The organism is Kitasatospora fiedleri, from assembly GCF_948472415.1.
Classification (GTDB): Bacteria; Actinomycetota; Actinomycetes; order Streptomycetales; family Streptomycetaceae; genus Kitasatospora; species Kitasatospora fiedleri.
The window spans coordinates 5,437,142-5,454,858 of the sequence record NZ_OX419519.1 but is presented as its reverse complement, the minus strand read 5'-3'; the positions used below and the strand labels follow the sequence as shown (position 1 = coordinate 5,454,858).

Genomic DNA, 17,717 nt, shown 5'->3' with positions numbered 1-17,717 from the left:
GGTGTGGTCGCTCACGCCGCCGCCTCCTCGTCGTTCTCGTCGTTCGCGGTGCCGTCGTCGTCACCGGTGGTCGGCTCGTACACCAGCACGGCCCGGTTGTCGGGGCGCAGCCGGGCGGCGGCGACCGCCCGGACCTCCTCGGCGGTGACGTCGAGGACCTTCGGCAGCGCGCCGTTGACCAGCTTCGGGTCGCCGAACAGGACGGCGTAGCGGCAGAGTTCGTCGGCCCGGCCAGCCACCGTGGTGAGCCGGTCCAGCCACTCGCGCTCGATCTGCGCCTGGGCCCGCTCCAGCTCCTCGGCGGTGGGGCCCTCGGCGGCGAACCGGGCCAGCTCCTCGTCGACGGCGGCCTCGATCTGCTCCAGGGTGGCGTCGCCGCCGGCCTTGACGTCCAGCCAGCCGAGCGAGGGCGCGCCGGCCAGCCGCAGCAGGCCGAAGCCGGCCGCGACGGCGGTGCGGTCGCGGCGCACCAGCCGGTTGTACAGGCGCGACGACTCGCCGCTGCCCAGGATGGTGAGCGCCAGGTCGGCCGCGTCGGCCTCCCGGGTGCCGTCGTGCGGGAGCCGGTAGGCGGCCATCAGCGCGCGGGACGGGACGTCCTCGCGGATCAGCTCGCGCACCTCGCGGCCGATGGTCTCCGGCAGGGCGCCGTCGCGCGGCGGCTGCTTGCCGTCGTGGGCCGGGATCGAGCCGAAGTACTTCTCCACCCAGGCGACGGTCTGCTCCGGGTCGAGGTCGCCGACGATCGCCAGCACCGCGTTGTTGGGCGCGTAGTAGGTGCGGAAGAACGTGCGGGCGTCCTCCAGCGTCGCGGCGTCCAGGTCGGCCATCGAGCCGATCGGGGTGTGGTGGTAGGGGTGGCCGTCGGGGAAGGACAGCGCGGTGAGCTTCTCGAACGCGGTGCCGTAGGGCACGTTGTCGTAGCGCTGGCGGCGCTCGTTCTTCACCACGTCGCGCTGGTTCTCCATGGACGTCTCGTCCAGCGCGGCCAGCAGCGAGCCCATCCGGTCGGCCTCCAGCCAGAGCGCGAGCTCCAGTTGGTGGGCGGGCATGGTCTCGAAGTAGTTGGTGCGCTCGAAGCTGGTGGTGCCGTTGAGCGAGCCGCCGGCGCCCTGGACCAGTTCGAAGTGGCCGTTGTTGGAGACGTTCGCCGAGCCCTGGAACATCAGGTGCTCGAAGAGGTGGGCGAGACCGGTGCGCCCCTTGACCTCGTGCCGGGAGCCCACGTCGTACCACAGGCACACCGCCGTGACCGGGGTGAGGTGGTCCTCGGAGAGCACCACGCGGAGGCCGTTGGCCAGGCGGTGTTCGGTGATGGCGAGGCCGCTTGCGGGCGCGGGGTTGGCCATGCGGGGTCCTTCCCGTCGTCGGTTCCGGAGTGTTCCGGGCCGGGGGCGTGTGACGTCCCCATTGTGGTGCAACGCCGGGTCCCGCCGTCAGGTGTCCGGCCACGGGGCGCGTTCGCCAGCGGCGGAAGCGGCCCGGGTGACGGGGGGTGTCCCACCGAGGGTCCACAATGGGGGGCGTTCACGCCCGCGTCCGCCCGTACCCATGTACCGCACGTACCGCAAGGGAGCCCCGCAGCGATGGCCCGCCGCAGTTCGCCCACCCCGCCGCCCGGTGACTTCGAGGAGCGCATCCTCGACGTCGATGTCGTGGACGAGATGCAGGGCTCGTTCCTGGAGTACGCCTACTCGGTGATCTACTCCCGGGCCCTGCCGGACGCCCGGGACGGCCTCAAGCCGGTGCACCGCCGGATCCTCTACCAGGCCAACGAGATGGGCCTGCGCCCGGAGCGCGGCCACGTCAAGTGCGCGCGCCTGGTCGGCGAGGTGATGGGCCGGCTGCACCCGCACGGCGACGCCTCGATCTACGACGCCGTGGTGCGCCTGGCCCAGCCGTTCTCGATGCGGCTGCCGCTGATCGACGGCCACGGCAACTTCGGCTCGCTCGGCAACGACGACCCGCCGGCCGCGATGCGCTACACCGAGTCCCGGCTGACCGCCGCGTCGATGTCGCTGGTGGAGTCGATCCACGAGGACACCGTCGACTTCGGCCCGAACTACGACGGCTCCGAGCAGGAGCCCCAGGTCCTCCCCTCGGCGTTCCCGAACCTGCTGGTCAACGGCGCCACCGGGATCGCGGTCGGCATGGCCACCAACATGCCGCCGCACAACCTGTCCGAGGTGGTGGCCGCCGCCCGGCACCTGATCAAGCACCCCGCGGCGGACCTGGACACCCTGATGCGGTTCGTCCCCGGCCCCGACCTGCCCACCGGCGGCCGGATCGTCGGCCTGTCCGGCATCCGGGACGCGTACGAGTCCGGCCGCGGCACCTTCAAGATCCGCGCCACCACCACGATCGAGAACGTCACCGCCCGCCGCAAGGGCATCGTGGTCACCGAACTGCCCTACACGGTCGGCCCGGAGAAGGTGATCGGGAAGATCAAGGACCTGGTCAACGCGAAGAAGCTCCAGGGCATCGCCGACGTCAAGGACCTCACCGACCGCGCGCACGGCCTGCGCCTGGTCATCGAGGTGAAGAACGGCTTCGTCCCCGAAGCGCTGCTGGAGCAGCTGTACAAGCTGACGCCGATGGAGGAGACCTTCGGCATCAACAACGTCGCGCTGGTCGACGGGCAGCCGCTGACGCTGGGCCTCAAGGAGCTGCTGGAGGTCTACGTCGACCACCGCTTCACGGTGGTCAAGCGGCGCAGCGACTTCCGCCGCCGCAAGCGCCAGGACCGGCTGCACCTGGTGGAGGGCCTGCTGGTCGCGCTCGTCGACATCGACGAGGTGATCGCGATCATCCGCAACAGCGACGACGCGGGCCAGGCCAAGGACCGGCTGATGGAGCGCTTCGGCCTCTCCGAGACCCAGACCGCGTACATCCTCGACACCCCGCTGCGCCGGCTCACCCGGTTCGACCGGGTCGAGCTGGAGACCGAGCAGGCCAAGCTGCTCAAGGAGATCGCCGAACTGACCGAGATCCTGGAGTCGGACAGCAAGCTGCGCTCCGTGGTCTCCGCCGAACTCGCTTCCGTCTCCAAGCAGTTCGGCACCGAGCGGCGCACCGTGCTGCTGGAGGCCGGCGCGGTGCCGTCCGCCGCGCTGGCGGTGCCGCTGGAGGTCGCCGACGACCCGTGCCGGGTGCTGCTCTCCGCCACCGGGCTGCTGGCCCGCACCTTCGACCTGGAGCCGGTCACCGAGGAGTCGGCGGCCCGCGCCAAGCACGACGTGCTGGCCTCCGCCGTCCCGGCCACCGCCCGCGGCGACGTCGGCCTGGTCACCACGGCCGGCCGGGTGCTGCGGCTGCCGGTGATCGACCTGCCCGCGCTACCCCCGGGCACCACGGCGCTGTCCGGCGGCGCGGCGGTCTCCGAGTTCCTCCGCCTGGAGGCCGACGAGCGGCCGCTCGCCCTGACCACCCTGGACGAGTCCTCCCCCGGCCTGGCGCTCGGCACCGTGCAGGGCACGGTCAAGCGGGTGGTGCCCGAATGGCCCGCCAACAAGGACGAGTTCGAGGTGATCGCGCTCAAGGACGGCGACGCCGTGGTCGGCGCGGTCGAGCTGCGCACCGGCGAGGAGGACCTGATCTTCATCACCTCCGACGCCCAGCTGCTGCGCTACCCGGCGGGCCAGGTCCGCCCGCAGGGCCGCCCGGCCGGCGGCATGACCGGCATCAAGCTGGCCGACGGCGCGCGGGTGCTCTCCTTCACCGCGGTCGACCCGGCGCAGGACGCGGTGGTCCTCTCGGTGGCCACCGCCTCCGGCACGCTGGCCGGCGAGGAGCAGACCAGCTGGAAGCTCACCCCGTTCGACCAGTACCCGCGCAAGGGCCGGGCCACCGGCGGCGTCCGCTGCCAGCGCTTCCTGCGCGGCGAGGACGGCCTCGCCTTCGCCTGGGCCGGCCCGCTGCCCGCCCTCGGCACCACCACCGCCGGCCGGCCCGTCGCCCTCCCCGAGCGCGACCCGCGCCGCGACGGCTCCGGCACCCCGGTGCCCTCGCCGATCGGGGCGGTCGGCAGCCGGATGTGACGGCACGGGCCCCGGCCCGGGCCGGGGGAGCCGCGGGTCGAGGCGCACCGCGGCCGGGCCCGCCGCTCCCCGGGCCCCCGGGGCCCGGACCCGCGCGCCGGCCGCCGGAGGAGCCCCAGGGCCTAGGGTGGGGCGGGTGAGCACCTGCACGACGCTGTCGCACGAACTGGCCGAGCCGTTGACCGCCACCGCGGCCACCGCCACCACCTGGCTGCTGGTCGAGCAGTCCGGCCCGTGGGGGGCGCGGGCGCTGACCGGCAGTCACCTCGACGCCGGGGTCGGCGCCGCGCTGGAGGCGGCCGCGGAGGGGACCGGCGTCCGGGTGGCGCTGATCCGCCGCCCGGGCCGGCACCCGGACGGCGACCTCGCGGCCCGGCACGAGGTGCTGGTCGCGCACACCTCCCCGGCCGACCCGTGGGTCCGCCGCGGGCACGTCGCCGACCCCGGCGAACTGCTCGCCCTCGACTTCGCCGCCCTCGGCGCGGGCGACCACGGCTCCTTCGGCGCCCCGCACGTCGGCGGCCCGATCGCCCTGGTGTGCACCAACGGCCGCCGCGACCGCTGCTGCGCGCTGCTCGGCCGCCCGCTGGCGGCGGACATCGCGGCGGCCGGCCACAGCGAGGCGTGGGAGGTCACCCACCTCGGCGGGCACCGCTTCTCGCCGACCATGCTGGTGCTGCCGCACGGCTACGCGTACGGGCGGCTGACCGCCGAGTCCGCGAAGGAGGTGCTGGCCGCGACCGCCGCGGGCCACACCGTCCCGGCGCACTCGCGCGGCCGTTCGTACTGGCCGCGTCCCGCCCAGGCCGCCGAGCAGGCCGTCCGCGAGCTGGCGGCCGAGACCGCCGCCGACGCGCTGACCCTGCGGGTGTCCCCCGGCGGCTCGCCCTGGACGGTCGACGTCCGGCACGCCGACGGCCGGCACTGGCGGGCCACCGTCGCCGAGTCGTTCAGCGAACCGCCGCGCCCCGAGAGCTGCGGCAAGGGCCCGGGCACCCCGTCCCGGATGGACGTGGTCGCGCTGGAGGCCGTGGCCCGCTGACCGGGCGGGTGGCCGGTCAGCGGCGGCGGGGGCCGGGGTCCGGGCAGCGGGCGGTCACTCCTCGGGCAGGGTGAAGCAGACCGCGGTGCCGCCTCCGGGGGCGTCGTCCAACCAGACCGCGCCGCCGTGCCGTTCGACGATGCGGCGCACGATGGCCAGTCCGGCGCCGGAGCCGCCGCCGTGCTCGGCCGTCCGGTGCAGTCGGCGGAACAGCCCGAACACCAGCTCGCGCTGGGCGGCCGGCACGCCGATCCCGTTGTCGCGGACCACCACCGCCTCCCGCTCCGGGCCGCCGTCCGGGCCCGGCCTGCGCTCCACCGTGACCTCGACGGTGCGCGGCCCGTCCGCCCGGGCGTACTTGGCGGCGTTCACCAGCAGGTTGACCAGGACCTCCTGGAGCCGGTCGGGATCGGCGTGGACGACCGGGAGGTGCCCGCGCAGGAGCCGGACGCGCTGTTCGGCGAGCCGGGGCCCGGCGATCTCCAGGGCGTGCTCCAGGGCCTCGGCGAGCGGCACCGGGACGCGGTGCAGTCCGACCTCGCTGACCTGGGAGTAGCGCAGCAGCGAGTCGAGCAGGCCGTCCATCCGGACGGTCAGCCGGCGCACGGTGTCCAGGTGGCGGCGGCCGGCCCCGTCCAGGGCGTCGCCGACGTCCTCGATGACGAAGCTGGCCGCGTTGGAGATCCCGCGCAGCGGCTCCTTGAGGTCGTGGGCGGCGGCGTGGGCGAAGGCGTCGAGGTCCGCGTTGCTGCGTTCCAGCCGCTGGGCGAAGACCGCGGTCCAGGCGGCGTGCCGGGCCAGCAGCCCGGCGACCGCCCGGGCCACCTCGTGGGCGGCCGCCAGGTCGGTGCCGCTCCACGGCAGGCTGCGGCCCCGCACGGCCGCCCGGAACACCTCGGTGGAGCCGCGCGGCGTCAACCGCTCGCCGTGCGGTCCCAGCCGGACGGGTACCGCGGGGTCGGTGGCCCAGCTGCGGGTGCCGGTCCGCTCCTCCCGCCACCAGGCGAGGAACCCGTCCCCAGCGGCAGCAGCAGGACGCCTCCCGGGGTGGTGCCGTCGCCGCCCGCCGCCGCGTCCGCGCCGACCGGCTCGCCGCACGCGTCGGCGAGTGCTTCCGCCAGCCGGTCGGTGTACCAGGTCTCGGTGGTCCGCAGGCCCGCGGCGACGGTCCGCAGCCGGGAGAGCGTCCGGGCGCCCGGGTCCGGGCCCTCGACGGTGGTCTGCCCGGCCTGGTCGACGACCAGGCCGTCCGCCTCGACCAGCCCGGCGAACAGCCCGGCGAAGGCGTGCAGGGACGGGGCCCGTTCGTCGGGCGCCCCGCCGAGCAGGCCGTCCAGGGCGCCGCGGACCAGGCCGAGCGCCGCCGACCGCTCCCGGTCCGCGACCGCGGCGAGCTGCACGGACAGCGCGCTGCCGAACAGTTCGCAGGCCGCCCGCACGTCCGGCGACAGCCAGCGCGGCTCCTCGCCGTGGCAGGCGATCAGCCCCCACAGGGCGTCGTCGGAGAGCACCGAGACCGACATCGAGGAGCGCACGCCGATGTTGCGCAGGTACTCCAGGTGGTACGCGGAGACGGTGCGCAGCGCCGCGGCGGACAGGTCGAGGGGCGGAGCGCCGGCCCCGCCGCGGGCGGAGTGCAGCGCGGCGGTGCGGTCGTCGACGTCGCCGATCACCCGGATCCAGTTGTGCCGGTAGAGCCGCCGGGCCTGCGGCGGGATGTCGCTGGCCGGGAACCACAGCCCGAGCCAGGGCTCCAGGTGCCCGGCCCGGTCCTCGGCGACGACCTCGCCGGGCCCCTCGGCGTCCTCGAAGCGGTAGGCCACCACCCGCGAGTAGCCGGTGAGCAGCCGCACCTCGCGCACGGCGGCCTCGCAGCACTCCGCCACGGTGGCGCACCGCTGGATGCGCAGCAGCGCCTGCTGGACGCGGCGGGCGAAGCCCGGGCCGGCCTCGGACCGCTCGGCGCAGGGTTCGAGCTCCAGCACCAGCAGCCCGTCCCGGCGGTGCGCGCTGACGTCGAACGGGTGGGCGGCGCCGGCGGGACGGGCCCGGCCGGTGAGCAGCACGGCGGACTCCCCGGCGGCCCCGGCCTCGGCGAGCACCTCGGCGCCGACCAGGTCCCGGGCCGGGCGGCCGACCAGGTCCGCGGCGGGGCGTCCCAGGTGGTCGGCGGCGTTGTCGGAGACGGTGCGGACGGTCCCGTCGAGCGGGTCGACCGCGATCAGCACGCCGAACGACTGCACGCCGCCGAGCAGGTGGATCGGCTCCCGGACGCAGTCGGCCAGGTCGAAGCCGCCGGGCGCGGCGGCCTCGGCCTGCTGCGCCCGCACCGACAGCCACCCGTCCTCGGTCATGCCCGGTTCCCGTCCTCGGCCCGGCCGGGTCGGCCGCGCGGTCGGTTCCACCCTAGGGCCTGTCCCCGGCTCCGCGTCGTCGCCCGGCGGGCCGCCACGGGCCGGGAGGTGTCCCCCGGCGCGGGCAGCCCGGCGGGCCGGGCGGGGCTATCGTTGCGGACGAGGTCCTCCCGCCGGAGGCAGCCACCCGGCGGGACGCGGAAACCGCGGACCGGTTCCACCGCCGGCGTACAACGGGGCCGGGCGGAAAGAGAGAAGCCGTGACACGCCAACAGCCCCCCGACGAACCGGCGGGAACCGCTCCCCGCAGCGACGACGTCCCGCCGCCGCCCCGCGCGGCGCGGTCCGGGCGCCCGGCGGAGGGTGACTGGAGCGCGGGGCTGCACCGGATGTGGCGGCTCGCCCAGACCTCGACCGACGTGACGGCGCTCTCCGAGCAGCTGTACGACCTGCTGCTGGGCCGGCCGGGGGTGGTCGTGGTCTCGGGCACCCGGTTCGCCCCGTCCGGCGCGGCCCGGTACATGCGGTCCAGCAGCCGTCCCGACACCCGCCCCGAGCGGGTGCTGGCTCCGCCCGGCGAGGCCTGGACGGGCGTACCGGCTCCGGTGCCCGGCCTGGTCCGGCGGTTCGCGCTGTGCTCCGAGCACGCGCGGGCCCGGCCCGAGTACGGGGTGTGGCGGGCGGCCGGGGCGGTGCGGGTGGTGGAGTGCGCGCTGGCGCTGGAGGAGGACGACTGGGCGGTGGTGTCCGTCGGCCTGGCCGCGGGCCGGTCCGCCCCGGCCCGGCTCGGCCTCCGGGTCGCCCAGGTGTGCGACGTGGTCGCCGCCTGCAACGACCGGATCGTGCAGGAGCGGGAGAACGCCCGGGTGCAGGCCCGGGACGCGCTGCTCGCGGAGGCGTCGCTGCAGATGGACGCCTCGCTGGACGTCGGGGAGACCCTCCAGCGGGTGGCCCGGATGACGGTGCCCGCGGTGGCCGAGGGCTGCCTGGTGCACCTGTGCCGACCCGGCGGGCTCACGCTGGTCGCCTCCGCGCACCTGGCGGCGGGCGCGCAGCGGCGGTTCACCGCGGCGGGCGAGGACGGGAACTGGGTGGACGACGTCCTGCCGAAGCTGTCCGCGCTGCGCGAGGGCACCGTCCTGAGCGGCGAGGAGCTGGCGGGCACGCCCTTCGGCCCGGCCTCCGAGGTGGCCGCCCGGGCGGTCACGGTGAACCCGCTGCGGGCCCGGGGCCGGCTGCTGGGCACCGTCACCTTCGTCTACGAGCGCGACCCGTCCCGCCTGCCGCCGCCGCTGTTCCTGGCCGACCTGGCGCTGCGGGCCGCGCTGGCGATCGACAACGCGACGCTGTACGAGGAGCGCCGGCAGCACGTGGTCTCGTTGCAGCAGCACCTGCTGCCGGCCGTCCTGCCCACCGTGCCGGGCGTGGAGCTGGCCGCCGCCTACGAGGTGGGCGACGCGGCCCTGGAGGTGGGCGGCGACTTCTACGACGCCGTCCCCGGCCGGCACTCGTTCTCCCTCCTGGTGGGCGACGTGTGCGGCCGCGGGGCCGAGGCCGCCGCGCTCACCGGCCTGGCCCGGCACACCCTGCGCACGCTGCTGGAGGACGACCTGCCGCCCGCCGCGGCGCTCACCCGCCTCAACCGCGCGCTGCGGACGGCCGCCTCCCGGAAGTTCGTCACCGGCGTGGTGCTGTCGCTGGTCCCGGCCCCGGACGGCGCCTTCGCGGCCCGGATCGCCAACGCCGGGCACCCGCAGGCGCTGGTGCTGCGCGCGGACGGGACGGTCGCGCCGCTGGGCGGCACCGGCGGGCTGCTGCTCGGCGTGGTCGACGACTACGAGCTGACGGAGACCACCGACGTGCTGCGCCCCGGGGACACCGCGGTGCTGCTGACCGACGGGATCACCGAGTCCCGCTCACCCGACGGCGCGTTCTTCGAGGACCGGCTCTCCGCCGCCCTCGGCGCGCTGGCCGGACTCCCGCCGACGGGGGTGGTCACCGGGCTGGCCCGGGCGGCGCTCGGCTTCGGCCGGGGCTCGGCGGACGACATGGCCGTCCTGGCGATGCGGGTGTCATCGGGGGCGGAACCGGACCGAAACGAGGAGGGGGAAGCGTCGTGACGGCGATGGCCGAGGGACTGGTGCTCGTGGTCGAGGACTCCGAGGACGACATGGAGGCGGTGGCGCGGGCGCTGGCCCGCTCGCACCCGCTGGTCCGCCTGGAGTTCGCCGGGCGGGCGGACGGCGTCCTCGGGCGGCTGCTCGACCCGGCGGCCGAACGGCCGCGACTGGTCCTGCTCGACCTCAACCTGCCCGGCTACAGCGGCCACGACCTGCTCGGCGACCTCCGGGCCCACCCGGAGCTGGCCGGGCTGCCGGTGGTGGTCTTCACCTCCTCCACCGCCCCCGCGGAGGTGGACGCCTGCTACGCCGCCGGGGCGGACAGCTACATCTTCAAGCCGCTGAACTTCGAGCTGTTCCGGACCGTGCTCGGCAGCACCGTCGACTTCTGGCTCGGCGAGGTCCGGTCCGGCTGACCCGGGCCGGGGCGCCGGCCGGGGCGCGGGCCGGAGCCGACCCGGGCCGGGGCGCGGGGGCCGGGCGTCCGGTCCCCGCGCCCCGGCCCGGGGTGCGTTCTTAGGCGGCGCCCGCGCCCGTCAGGGCCCGCACCTCCAGCTCGGCGAAGCCGTCCTCGTCCGGCGGCTCCCGGTCCAGGACGGTGCCCAGCCAGCCGGCCAGGAAGCCGAGCGGGATGGAGACCAGCCCCGGGTTCTCCAGCGGGAACCAGTGGAAGTCCAGGCCCGGCAGGACGGCGGTCTTCGCGCCGGAGACCACCGGCGAGAACAGCACCAGCACCACCGCCGGGACGAGGCCGCCGTACACCGACCAGACCGCGCCGCGGGTGGTGAACCGCTTCCAGAACAGCGAGTACAGCAGGGTCGGCAGGTTGGCCGAGGCGGCCACGGCGAAGGCCAGGCCGACCAGGAAGGCCACGTTCAGCTTCTGCGCGAACAGGCTGAGCACGATGGCGAGTCCACCGATCACCACGGCCGAGATCCGCGCCGCGATGACCTCCTCGCGCTCGGAGACCTGCCGCCGCTCGGGGCGCCGCCAGGCCCGCGCGTAGAGGTCGTGGGCGAAGGCCGCGGAGGAGGCCAGCGTCAGACCGGCCACCACGGCGAGGATGGTGGCGAAGGCGATCGCGGAGATCACCGCGAACAGCAGCAGGCCCCAGGTGGACTCCGGCCCGCCGCCGAGGTCGAGGGCCAGCAGCGGGACGGCCGTGTTGCCGGCCGGGTTGGCGGCCCGGACGGCCTTCGCGCCGACCACCGCGCCGGCCCCGAGGCCGAGCACGATCGCCATTAGGTAGAAGCAGCCGATCAGGCCGATGGCCCACATCGTGGAGCGCCGCGCGGCCCGCGCCGTGGGCACGGTGTAGAAGCGGCTGAGGATGTGCGGCAGGCCCGCGGTGCCGAGCACCAGCGCCAGGCCGAGGCTGACGAAGTCGAGCCGGCTGACCAGGCTGGAGCCGTACCGCAGGCCCGGTTCCAGGTACCTGTCGCCGACGCCGCTGCGCTGGGCCGCGGTGTCCATCAGCGCGCCGAGGTCGCCGTGGAAGCGGGCCACCACCAGCACCGTGAGCAGCACCGAACCGGCCACCAGCAGGAAGGCCTTGACGATCTGGATCCAGGTGGTGGCGCGCATCCCGCCGACCGTCACGTAGACGATCATCAGACCGCCGACGCCGACGATGGTCCAGCCCTTGGCGGCGCCGCTGTCGGTGCCGAGCAGCAGGGCGACCAGGCTGCCCGCGCCGACCATCTGCGCGATCAGGTACATCAGGGTGACGACCATGGACGCCAGGCCGGCCGCGGCGCGCACCGGCCGCTGGCGCATCCGCAGCGCCAGCACGTCGGCCAGGGTGTAGCGGCCGGCGTTGCGGACGAGTTCGGAGACCAGCATCAGCACGACCAGCCAGGCGACCAGGAAGCCGATGCTGTAGAGCACGCCGTCGTAGCCGTACAGCGCGATCAGGCCGGTGACGCCGAGGAAGGACGCGGCGGAGAGGTAGTCGCCGGAGAGGGCGAAGCCGTTCTGCAGCGGCGAGAAGTCGCGGCCGCCGGCGTAGAAGTCCTCGGCGGCGTGGCCGCGGCGGCCGACCCAGACGGTGATGGTGAGCGTGACGGCGACGACGACGGCGAACAGCGCCACCGCGAGGCCGTGGCTGGGGTGTGGGGTCATCGCAGTTGGTCCTGGGTGTCCCAGCGCAGTTCGAGGGCGGCTCGGTCGCGCTTGGTGCGGGCGTTGCGGGCGTAGAGCCAGGTGAGCAGGAAGGTCGAGGCGAACTGGCCCAGGCCGAGCAGCCAGGCCAGGTTGAGCGGCCCGGCGACCCGCTGGCGCATCAGGTCCGGCGCGAACGCCTGGGCCGCGACGAACAGCAGGTACCAGGCCAGGAACCCGGCGCTGGCCGGGAACACGAAGGAGCGGTAGCCGCGCCTGATCTCCTGGAACGCCTCGCTGTCCTGGACGCTCCGGTAGACCTCCCGGCCGACCCGCTCCTCCGGCGGTGCCGGTTCCGCGGCACGCCGCTGCGCCACCACCCGGGGTCGGGAGGGGGCCGCGGCCCACCAGTCGACTCTCTCCTGCTGCGCCACAGCCGACACCTCATCATTTCGGTCACCAGGACCGAACCATGATGGAGCGTCACAAACCACACCACGAAACCCGTGCAGATACGTTCACCCGAACCAGCTACACGGAAGTCGGTTCACGAACCGTCGGAAATTCCATGCTTGAAGGCGTACGCCACGGCCTGGGCGCGGTCCCGTACCGCTGTCTTGGCGAAAAGGTTGTTGATATGTGTTTTCACCGTCGCGGGGCTGACGAACAACCTTCCGGCGATCTCCGCGTTGGACAGGCCAGCGGCGATCAGCGCCAGCACCTCGGCCTCGCGCTGGGTCAACCCGTCCGGCAGCGCGGGGCGCCCGGCCGGCTCGGTCCTCGTCTGCGATCCCGTCTGCGATCCCGTCTGCGACCGCGCGGCGGGCCCGGTCGGGGCCGACAGCCGCTCCAGCAGCCGCAGTTGGACCTGCGGGGAGAGCCCGGCCGCGCCCGAGCGGACGTCCGCGACCGCGCGGGCGATCTCCTCCGCCCCGGCGTCCTTGGTCAGGAAGCCGCGGGCACCGGCCTGCAGCGCCGAGAACAGCGAGTCGTCGTCGGCGTAGGTGGTGAGCACCACCACCTCGGTGGCGGGGTGCTCGGCGCGGATGCGGCGGGTCGCCTCCACCCCGTCGCAGCGCGGCATCCGCAGGTCCATCAGCACCACGTCGGGGGCGTGTTCGGCGACCAGCCGCAGCGCCTCCTCGCCGTCCGGCGCCGAGCCGACCACCGTGATGCCCGGCAGCAGGCCGAGCAGCATCACGATCCCCTCCCGCACCACGGTCTGGTCGTCGGCGACCACCACCCGGATCGGTCCGTCCGTCACGTCGGCACCCGCAGCAGCACGCGCCACCCTCCCTCCTCGGGGCCCGCCAGCAGTTCGCCGCCGAGCAGTTCCGCGCGCTCGCGCATCCCGAGCAGACCGTACCCGCTCCCGCTGTCGCCCAGCACCGGGTGCGCCCCGCGCGGCGCACCGGCGTTGCGCACCCGCAGCTCCACCGCGCCGTCCAGGTAGCCGAGTCGGACGTCCACCCGGCCGCCGGGCGCGTGCTTGCGGGCGTTGGTCAGCGCCTCCTGGGCGACCCGGCGCACGGCCAGCCCGGCCTCGGCGGGCAGCGGCCGGGGCACCCCGTCGACGGTCAGCACGGCCCCGGACTGGGCGGCCAGCTCGGCCACGAACTCGGCGACGGGGGCGAACTCGCCGCGCAGCGCGGACAGCGCCTGCCGGGTCTCGGTCAGCCCGTCCTGCGCCATCCGCCGGGCGGCGACCACCCGTTCGCGGATCTCGGCCCGGTCGGCCCCGGCGTCCAGCATCAGCCGGGCCGCCTCCAGGTGCACCAGCTGCGCGGACAGGCTGTGCGCCAGCACGTCGTGGATCTCCCGGGCGATCCGGGCCCGTTCGGCCAGCGCCGCGGACTCCGCCTGCGCGGCCTGCGCGGCCCGCTCCTGGGCGAGCAGGGCGCGCTGCGCGGAGCGGGCCTGGCCGTCCAGCCGCAGCAGGTAGCCGAGCAGGCCGATGCCGCCCGAGACGGCCAGCATCACCAGCAGCGAGTCGCCCGAGCCGAGGCCGTAACTGGCCAGCGCCGCCCCGGCGGTGAGCAGCCCGGCGGCCAGCGGCAGCCGGATCACGGCGAGCACCGCGAGCCCGCACCAGATCACCGAGGCGAGGGTGTCGGCCCCGCCCTCGTGGGCCAGCCCGGCGGTGACCAGCAGCCCGGCGGCGCAGCCCAGCGCGGGCCACACCCGCCGGGCCCGGCAGGCCAGGAACCAGCCGGTGGCCAGGGCGACCGCGGCCGCGATCCAGCCGACCGGGGTCAGCAGCCGCCAGCCGGAGTACCGGTCTTCGGTGAAGGTGCCGAGGACCACGGCGCCCAGCATGACGGCCCGGCTGCAGAACGACAGCACCAGCCGGGCCCGGCTGGTGTGCTCCCGGAGCGGCACGTCCCCGGCGGGCCACCCGGTCCAGCGCTCCAGCGTGCTCACCTGCTGATCCTCCCTCGACGGTGGTGCCGCCGACCCCCGTTGCGGGGGCCGGCGGCGGATGTCCGGCCCGGCGTCGGCGCGCCGGGCGGTACGGCGGGCGGCGCGTCAGGCGGCCAGGCCGTGGTGCTGCTTGCCGCCGCCGTCCAGCTGCCGGGCCCGCCACTGCAGGGCCGCCGAGCGGACCAGCAGCAGCAGCGCCAGCGACAGCAGCAGCACGCTGCCGGACTGGTGGACGTGCAGCGCGGCGCCCACCCCGTACCAGGCGATCCGGACCAGGATCGCGCCGACCCAGGCGAACACCGTGACGGTGGTGCCCCGGCTCCACAGCGCGCCGTCCGCCTCGCGCCAGATCCGCACCGTCCAGCCCCAGGCGCAGCCCATGCCGGCGGTGGTGAGCATCGAGCCGATCAGCAGGGCGGTGGCGGCGGTCCGGTGCTGCGGGTCGATCAGCACCGGGTCGCGCAGCGCGACGGCGGCGAGCACCAGCGGCAGCAGCCAGAAGCGGCGTTCGGTGTCCAGCCGGCGGGCCCGCAGCTGCCGGCCCACCACCAGGACGATCACGGCGGCGGCGATCAGGACGTCGGACAGGGCGGTCATTTCGGGTGCCTCCCGGGCGGGGTGGTTTCGACACCCTGAACGCTACGGAGCCGGCGCCCGCCGGTCCTCGGAGCGGGGGTTGATCCGCAGCGCGGAGGGCTCTCCACCCTGGGGTGGAGAGCCCTCGTGCGCGGGGCCGCCCGGCGGGGCCGCGGCCGGGCCGCGGCCGGTCCGCCGCGGGGTGGCTCAGGCGTCGATCCGGGACCGGTCCAGGGTGGCCGCCGAGTCGACGATGAACTCCCGCCGCGGGGCGACGTCGTTGCCCATCAGCAGGTCGAAGGTCTTCTCCGCGGACTCCAGGTCGCCCAGGTTGATCCGGCGCAGGATTCGGTGCCGCGGGTCCATGGTGGTCTCGGCCAGCTGGTCGGCGTCCATCTCGCCGAGGCCCTTGTAGCGCTGGATCGGGTCCTTCCAGCGCAGCCCCTTGCCCTGGAACTGGAGCAGGGTGCGCCGCAGTTCGGCGTCGGAGTAGGTGTAGTGGTACTTCTCCTGGCCGCGCTTGGGGTTGGTCAGCTCGATCCGGTGCAGCGGCGGCACCGCGGCGAACACCCGGCCCTGCTCGACCATCGGCCGCATGTAGCGGTGGAACAGCGTCAGCAGCAGGGTGCGGATGTGCGAGCCGTCGACGTCGGCGTCGGCCATGAAGATGACCTTGCCGTAGCGGGCCTGGTCGATGTCGAACGTCCGGCCCGAGCCCGCTCCTATCACCTGGATGATCGAGGCGCACTCGGCGTTCTTGAGCATGTCGCTCACGGACGCCTTCTGGACGTTCAGGATCTTGCCGCGGATCGGCAGCAGCGCCTGGAACTCCGAGTTGCGGGCCAGCTTGGCGGTGCCGAGCGCGGAGTCGCCCTCGACGATGAACAACTCGCTGCGGTCCACGTCGTCGCTGCGGCAGTCGGCCAGCTTGGCGGGCAGCGAGGACGTCTCCAGCGCGGTCTTGCGGCGCTGCGCCTCCTTGTGCTGCCGGGCCGCGACCCGGGTGCGGGCGGCCGCGACGACCTTCTCCAGCACGGCCCGGGCCTGGAGCTTCTCGTCCTTCTTGGCGGAGGTCAGGAACGCCTTCAGCTCCTTGGCGACCACGGCCGCGACGATCCGGTTGGCCGCCGAGGTGCCGAGCACCTCCTTGGTCTGCCCCTCGAACTGCGGCTCGGCCAGCCGGACGGTGATGACCGCGGTCAGGCCCTCCTGCGCGTCGTCCTTGGTGATGTCGTCCTCGGCGACCCGCAGCAGCTTGGCGGCCCGCAGCGCCTCGTTGACGGTCTTGGCGAGCTGCCGCTCGAAGCCGGTGACGTGGGTGCCGCCCTTGGGGGTGGAGATGATGTTGACGAAGGAGCGCTGGGTGGTGTCGTAGCCGGCGCCCCAGCGCAGCGCGATGTCCACCCCGAGCTCGCGGGTGACCTCGGTGGGGGTCATGTGCCCGAGCTCGTCGAGCACCGGGACGGTCTCCTTGAAGGTGCCCTCGCCGCGCAGCCGCAGCACGTCGGAGATCGGGCGGTCGGGGGCCAGGAACTCGCAGAACTCGCTGATCCCGCCGTCGTAGCGGAAGGTCTCCTCGGCGACCTGCTCGCTCTCGGTGAGCCGCTCGTCGCGCACCACGATGGTCAGGCCGGGCACCAGGAAGGCGGTCTGCCGGGCCCGGCTGTGCAGCGACTCCAGCGAGAGCCTGGCGTCCTTGAGGAAGATCTGCCGGTCCGCCCAGTAGCGGACCCGGGTGCCGGTGCGGGTGCGGGCGAACTTGCCCTTCTTGGTCATCCCGCTGCCGGCCTCGAACGCCGCGTCCGGCCCGTCCCCGGCGTACCGGCCGGGGGTGCCGCGCCGGAAGCTGATCGCGTGGGTGGCGCCGGAGCGGTCCACCTCGACGTCCAGCCGGGCGGAGAGCGCGTTGACCACCGAGGCGCCGACGCCGTGCAGGCCGCCGGAGGCCGCGTACGAGCCGCCGCCGAACTTGCCGCCCGCGTGCAGCTTGGTCATCACCACCTCGACGCCGGACAGCCCGGTCTTGGGCTCCACGTCCACCGGGATGCCGCGCCCGTTGTCGCGGACCTCGACCGAGCCGTCCTGGTGCAGCAGCACCTCGATCCGGTCGCAGAAGCCGCCCAGGGCCTCGTCCACCGAATTGTCGATGATCTCCCACAGGCAGTGCATCAGACCGCGGCTGTCGGTCGACCCGATGTACATGCCCGGCCGCTTGCGGACCGCCTCGAGCCCCTCGAGGACGAGCAGATGCCGCGCGGTGTAGTCGGACCCGCCCTCACCGGTCACCAGAGAGGACGGGCCGGTCTTTTCTCCACTCACGCTCTGCACTCCTCCATGACGTTGACGGACACCCCCGCATGCTCTCAGCAACTGAGATCCGGGCCACTGGGGCCCGCGCGCTCTGTACGCGCTGCGCGAACACGATTCCCGCCTCGGAGGCGGTTACCAGCCTGCCATCTCCTGCCGACACCACGGGTCCTGGCGGAGCCGGGCGGGCGGGGAGGGCTGCGGAGCTGCTGCGATGCGGTGCAACGGGTTCCGGGACGGGGCTTATGCTCCAACCCAGCGGAGGATTATGCTACGCGGACCTCGCCCCCCGACCCGGTCGGGAGTTCGAGGTGATCGGCCGGCCACGGGAATCGGTACGCATGAACCATCGTTGCCCGGGGCACGTCCTCATCAAGACGACGGCAGAATCCTCCAAGAGAAAAGCCACGAGCGGGAACGAATTCGACCTGGTTGGATGTTGATCCTGGTACACAGCTCGTCGAGCTAGAGAAGAGGCGACGTGACTACTGTTCTGACCCCTGCGAGCCCGCTGACCGCGGCAGACCGCTGCGACCGTTGCGGCGCTCAGGCTTACCTGCGCGTCGTCCTCTCCAGCGGCGGAGAGCTGCTGTTCTGCGCCCACCACGGGCGCAAGTTCGAGCCCGAGCTCAAGAAGATCGCCGTGGAGATACACGACGAGAGCGACCGCCTCTCCGGCACGCCGGCGGCCGCCGAGGAGGGGGAGCGCTGACGCTCCCGCTCCACCGAGCTGCCTGAAACGGCCGGGTGGCCCACCCCT

Annotated in this window: 12 protein-coding genes and 1 pseudogene; 5 read left to right on the top strand and 8 right to left on the bottom strand. The window is 74.6% G+C overall.

The annotated features are described in order from the left end of the window. Positions 1-11 precede the first annotated feature (11 nt). Positions 12-1,349 (bottom strand): M16 family metallopeptidase, encoded by a 1,338-nt coding sequence (locus QMQ26_RS24905; protein ID WP_282202740.1) that lies wholly within the window; start codon positions 1,347-1,349, stop codon positions 12-14. Positions 1,350-1,586: 237 nt separating this feature from the next. Between QMQ26_RS24905 and QMQ26_RS24900 the strand changes: the two genes are divergently transcribed. Then, positions 1,587-4,037, top strand: a complete 2,451-nt coding sequence (locus QMQ26_RS24900; RefSeq protein ID WP_282202739.1) for a DNA gyrase/topoisomerase IV subunit A — start codon at positions 1,587-1,589, stop codon at positions 4,035-4,037. A 136-nt stretch (positions 4,038-4,173) separates the two neighbouring features. After that, positions 4,174-5,079 carry a sucrase ferredoxin gene (locus QMQ26_RS24895; RefSeq protein WP_282202738.1) on the top strand — a complete coding sequence of 302 codons (906 nt, stop codon included), beginning with the start codon at positions 4,174-4,176 and terminating at the stop codon, positions 5,077-5,079. Positions 5,080-5,133: 54 nt separating this feature from the next. Here the strand turns inward: QMQ26_RS24895 and QMQ26_RS24890 are convergent. Then, positions 5,134-7,433: pseudogene (locus QMQ26_RS24890) on the bottom strand (ATP-binding protein). A gap of 260 nt (positions 7,434-7,693) precedes the next feature. Here QMQ26_RS24890 and QMQ26_RS24885 point away from each other — a divergent pair. Both QMQ26_RS24885 and QMQ26_RS24880 read left to right on the top strand, forming a co-directional pair. Then, positions 7,694-9,553, top strand: a complete 1,860-nt coding sequence (locus tag QMQ26_RS24885; protein WP_282202737.1) for a PP2C family protein-serine/threonine phosphatase — start codon at positions 7,694-7,696, stop codon at positions 9,551-9,553. 5 nt (positions 9,554-9,558) lie between these two features. Continuing rightward, the gene (locus QMQ26_RS24880) at positions 9,559-9,969 is read left to right on the top strand and encodes a response regulator (RefSeq protein WP_282206608.1); all 411 of its coding nucleotides are present in this window, start codon (positions 9,559-9,561) and stop codon (positions 9,967-9,969) included. 100 nt (positions 9,970-10,069) lie between these two features. Here QMQ26_RS24880 and QMQ26_RS24875 read toward each other — a convergent pair whose 3' ends face one another. From QMQ26_RS24875 to QMQ26_RS24850, 6 genes are all read right to left on the bottom strand, one after another. Beyond that, a complete protein-coding gene (locus tag QMQ26_RS24875) occupies positions 10,070-11,674 on the bottom strand; it encodes a solute symporter family protein (protein WP_100840371.1) in 1,605 nt (534 codons plus the stop codon). Then, positions 11,671-12,087 carry a DUF485 domain-containing protein gene (locus QMQ26_RS24870; protein WP_100840372.1) on the bottom strand — a complete coding sequence of 139 codons (417 nt, stop codon included), beginning with the start codon at positions 12,085-12,087 and terminating at the stop codon, positions 11,671-11,673. Before QMQ26_RS24870 ends, QMQ26_RS24875 begins: the two co-directional genes overlap by 4 nt. Before the next feature lie 113 nt (positions 12,088-12,200). Next, positions 12,201-12,851 (bottom strand): response regulator, encoded by a 651-nt coding sequence (locus QMQ26_RS24865; protein WP_404814201.1) that lies wholly within the window; start codon positions 12,849-12,851, stop codon positions 12,201-12,203. Positions 12,852-12,913: 62 nt separating this feature from the next. Next, complete coding sequence (locus QMQ26_RS24860; RefSeq protein WP_404813955.1) at positions 12,914-14,074, bottom strand: sensor histidine kinase; 1,161 nt, start codon at positions 14,072-14,074, stop codon at positions 12,914-12,916. 105 nt (positions 14,075-14,179) lie between these two features. Then, positions 14,180-14,671 (bottom strand): CcdC protein domain-containing protein, encoded by a 492-nt coding sequence (locus QMQ26_RS24855; protein WP_111555774.1) that lies wholly within the window; start codon positions 14,669-14,671, stop codon positions 14,180-14,182. A 186-nt stretch (positions 14,672-14,857) separates the two neighbouring features. Beyond that, the gene (locus QMQ26_RS24850; RefSeq protein ID WP_100840375.1) at positions 14,858-16,969 is read right to left on the bottom strand and encodes a DNA gyrase/topoisomerase IV subunit B; all 2,112 of its coding nucleotides are present in this window, start codon (positions 16,967-16,969) and stop codon (positions 14,858-14,860) included. A gap of 469 nt (positions 16,970-17,438) precedes the next feature. Here QMQ26_RS24850 and QMQ26_RS24845 point away from each other — a divergent pair, with 469 nt between their 5' ends. Beyond that, entirely contained in the window at positions 17,439-17,669 is a 231-nt protein-coding gene (locus QMQ26_RS24845; protein WP_100840376.1) for a DUF7455 domain-containing protein, read from the top strand. Positions 17,670-17,717 lie beyond the last annotated feature (48 nt).

Excerpts from the sequence above, each read along its gene's own strand:
- QMQ26_RS24905 (WP_282202740.1), bottom strand. The coding sequence starts at position 1,349 with ATGGCCAACCCCGCGCCCGCAAGCGGCCTCGCCATCACCGAACACCGC.
- QMQ26_RS24900 (WP_282202739.1), top strand. The coding sequence starts at position 1,587 with ATGGCCCGCCGCAGTTCGCCCACCCCGCCGCCCGGTGACTTCGAGGAG.
- QMQ26_RS24880 (WP_282206608.1), top strand. The coding sequence starts at position 9,559 with ATGGCCGAGGGACTGGTGCTCGTGGTCGAGGACTCCGAGGACGACATG.
- QMQ26_RS24875 (WP_100840371.1), bottom strand. The coding sequence starts at position 11,674 with ATGACCCCACACCCCAGCCACGGCCTCGCGGTGGCGCTGTTCGCCGTC.
- QMQ26_RS24865 (WP_404814201.1), bottom strand. The coding sequence starts at position 12,851 with ATGCTGCTCGGCCTGCTGCCGGGCATCACGGTGGTCGGCTCGGCGCCG.
- QMQ26_RS24855 (WP_111555774.1), bottom strand. The coding sequence starts at position 14,671 with ATGACCGCCCTGTCCGACGTCCTGATCGCCGCCGCCGTGATCGTCCTG.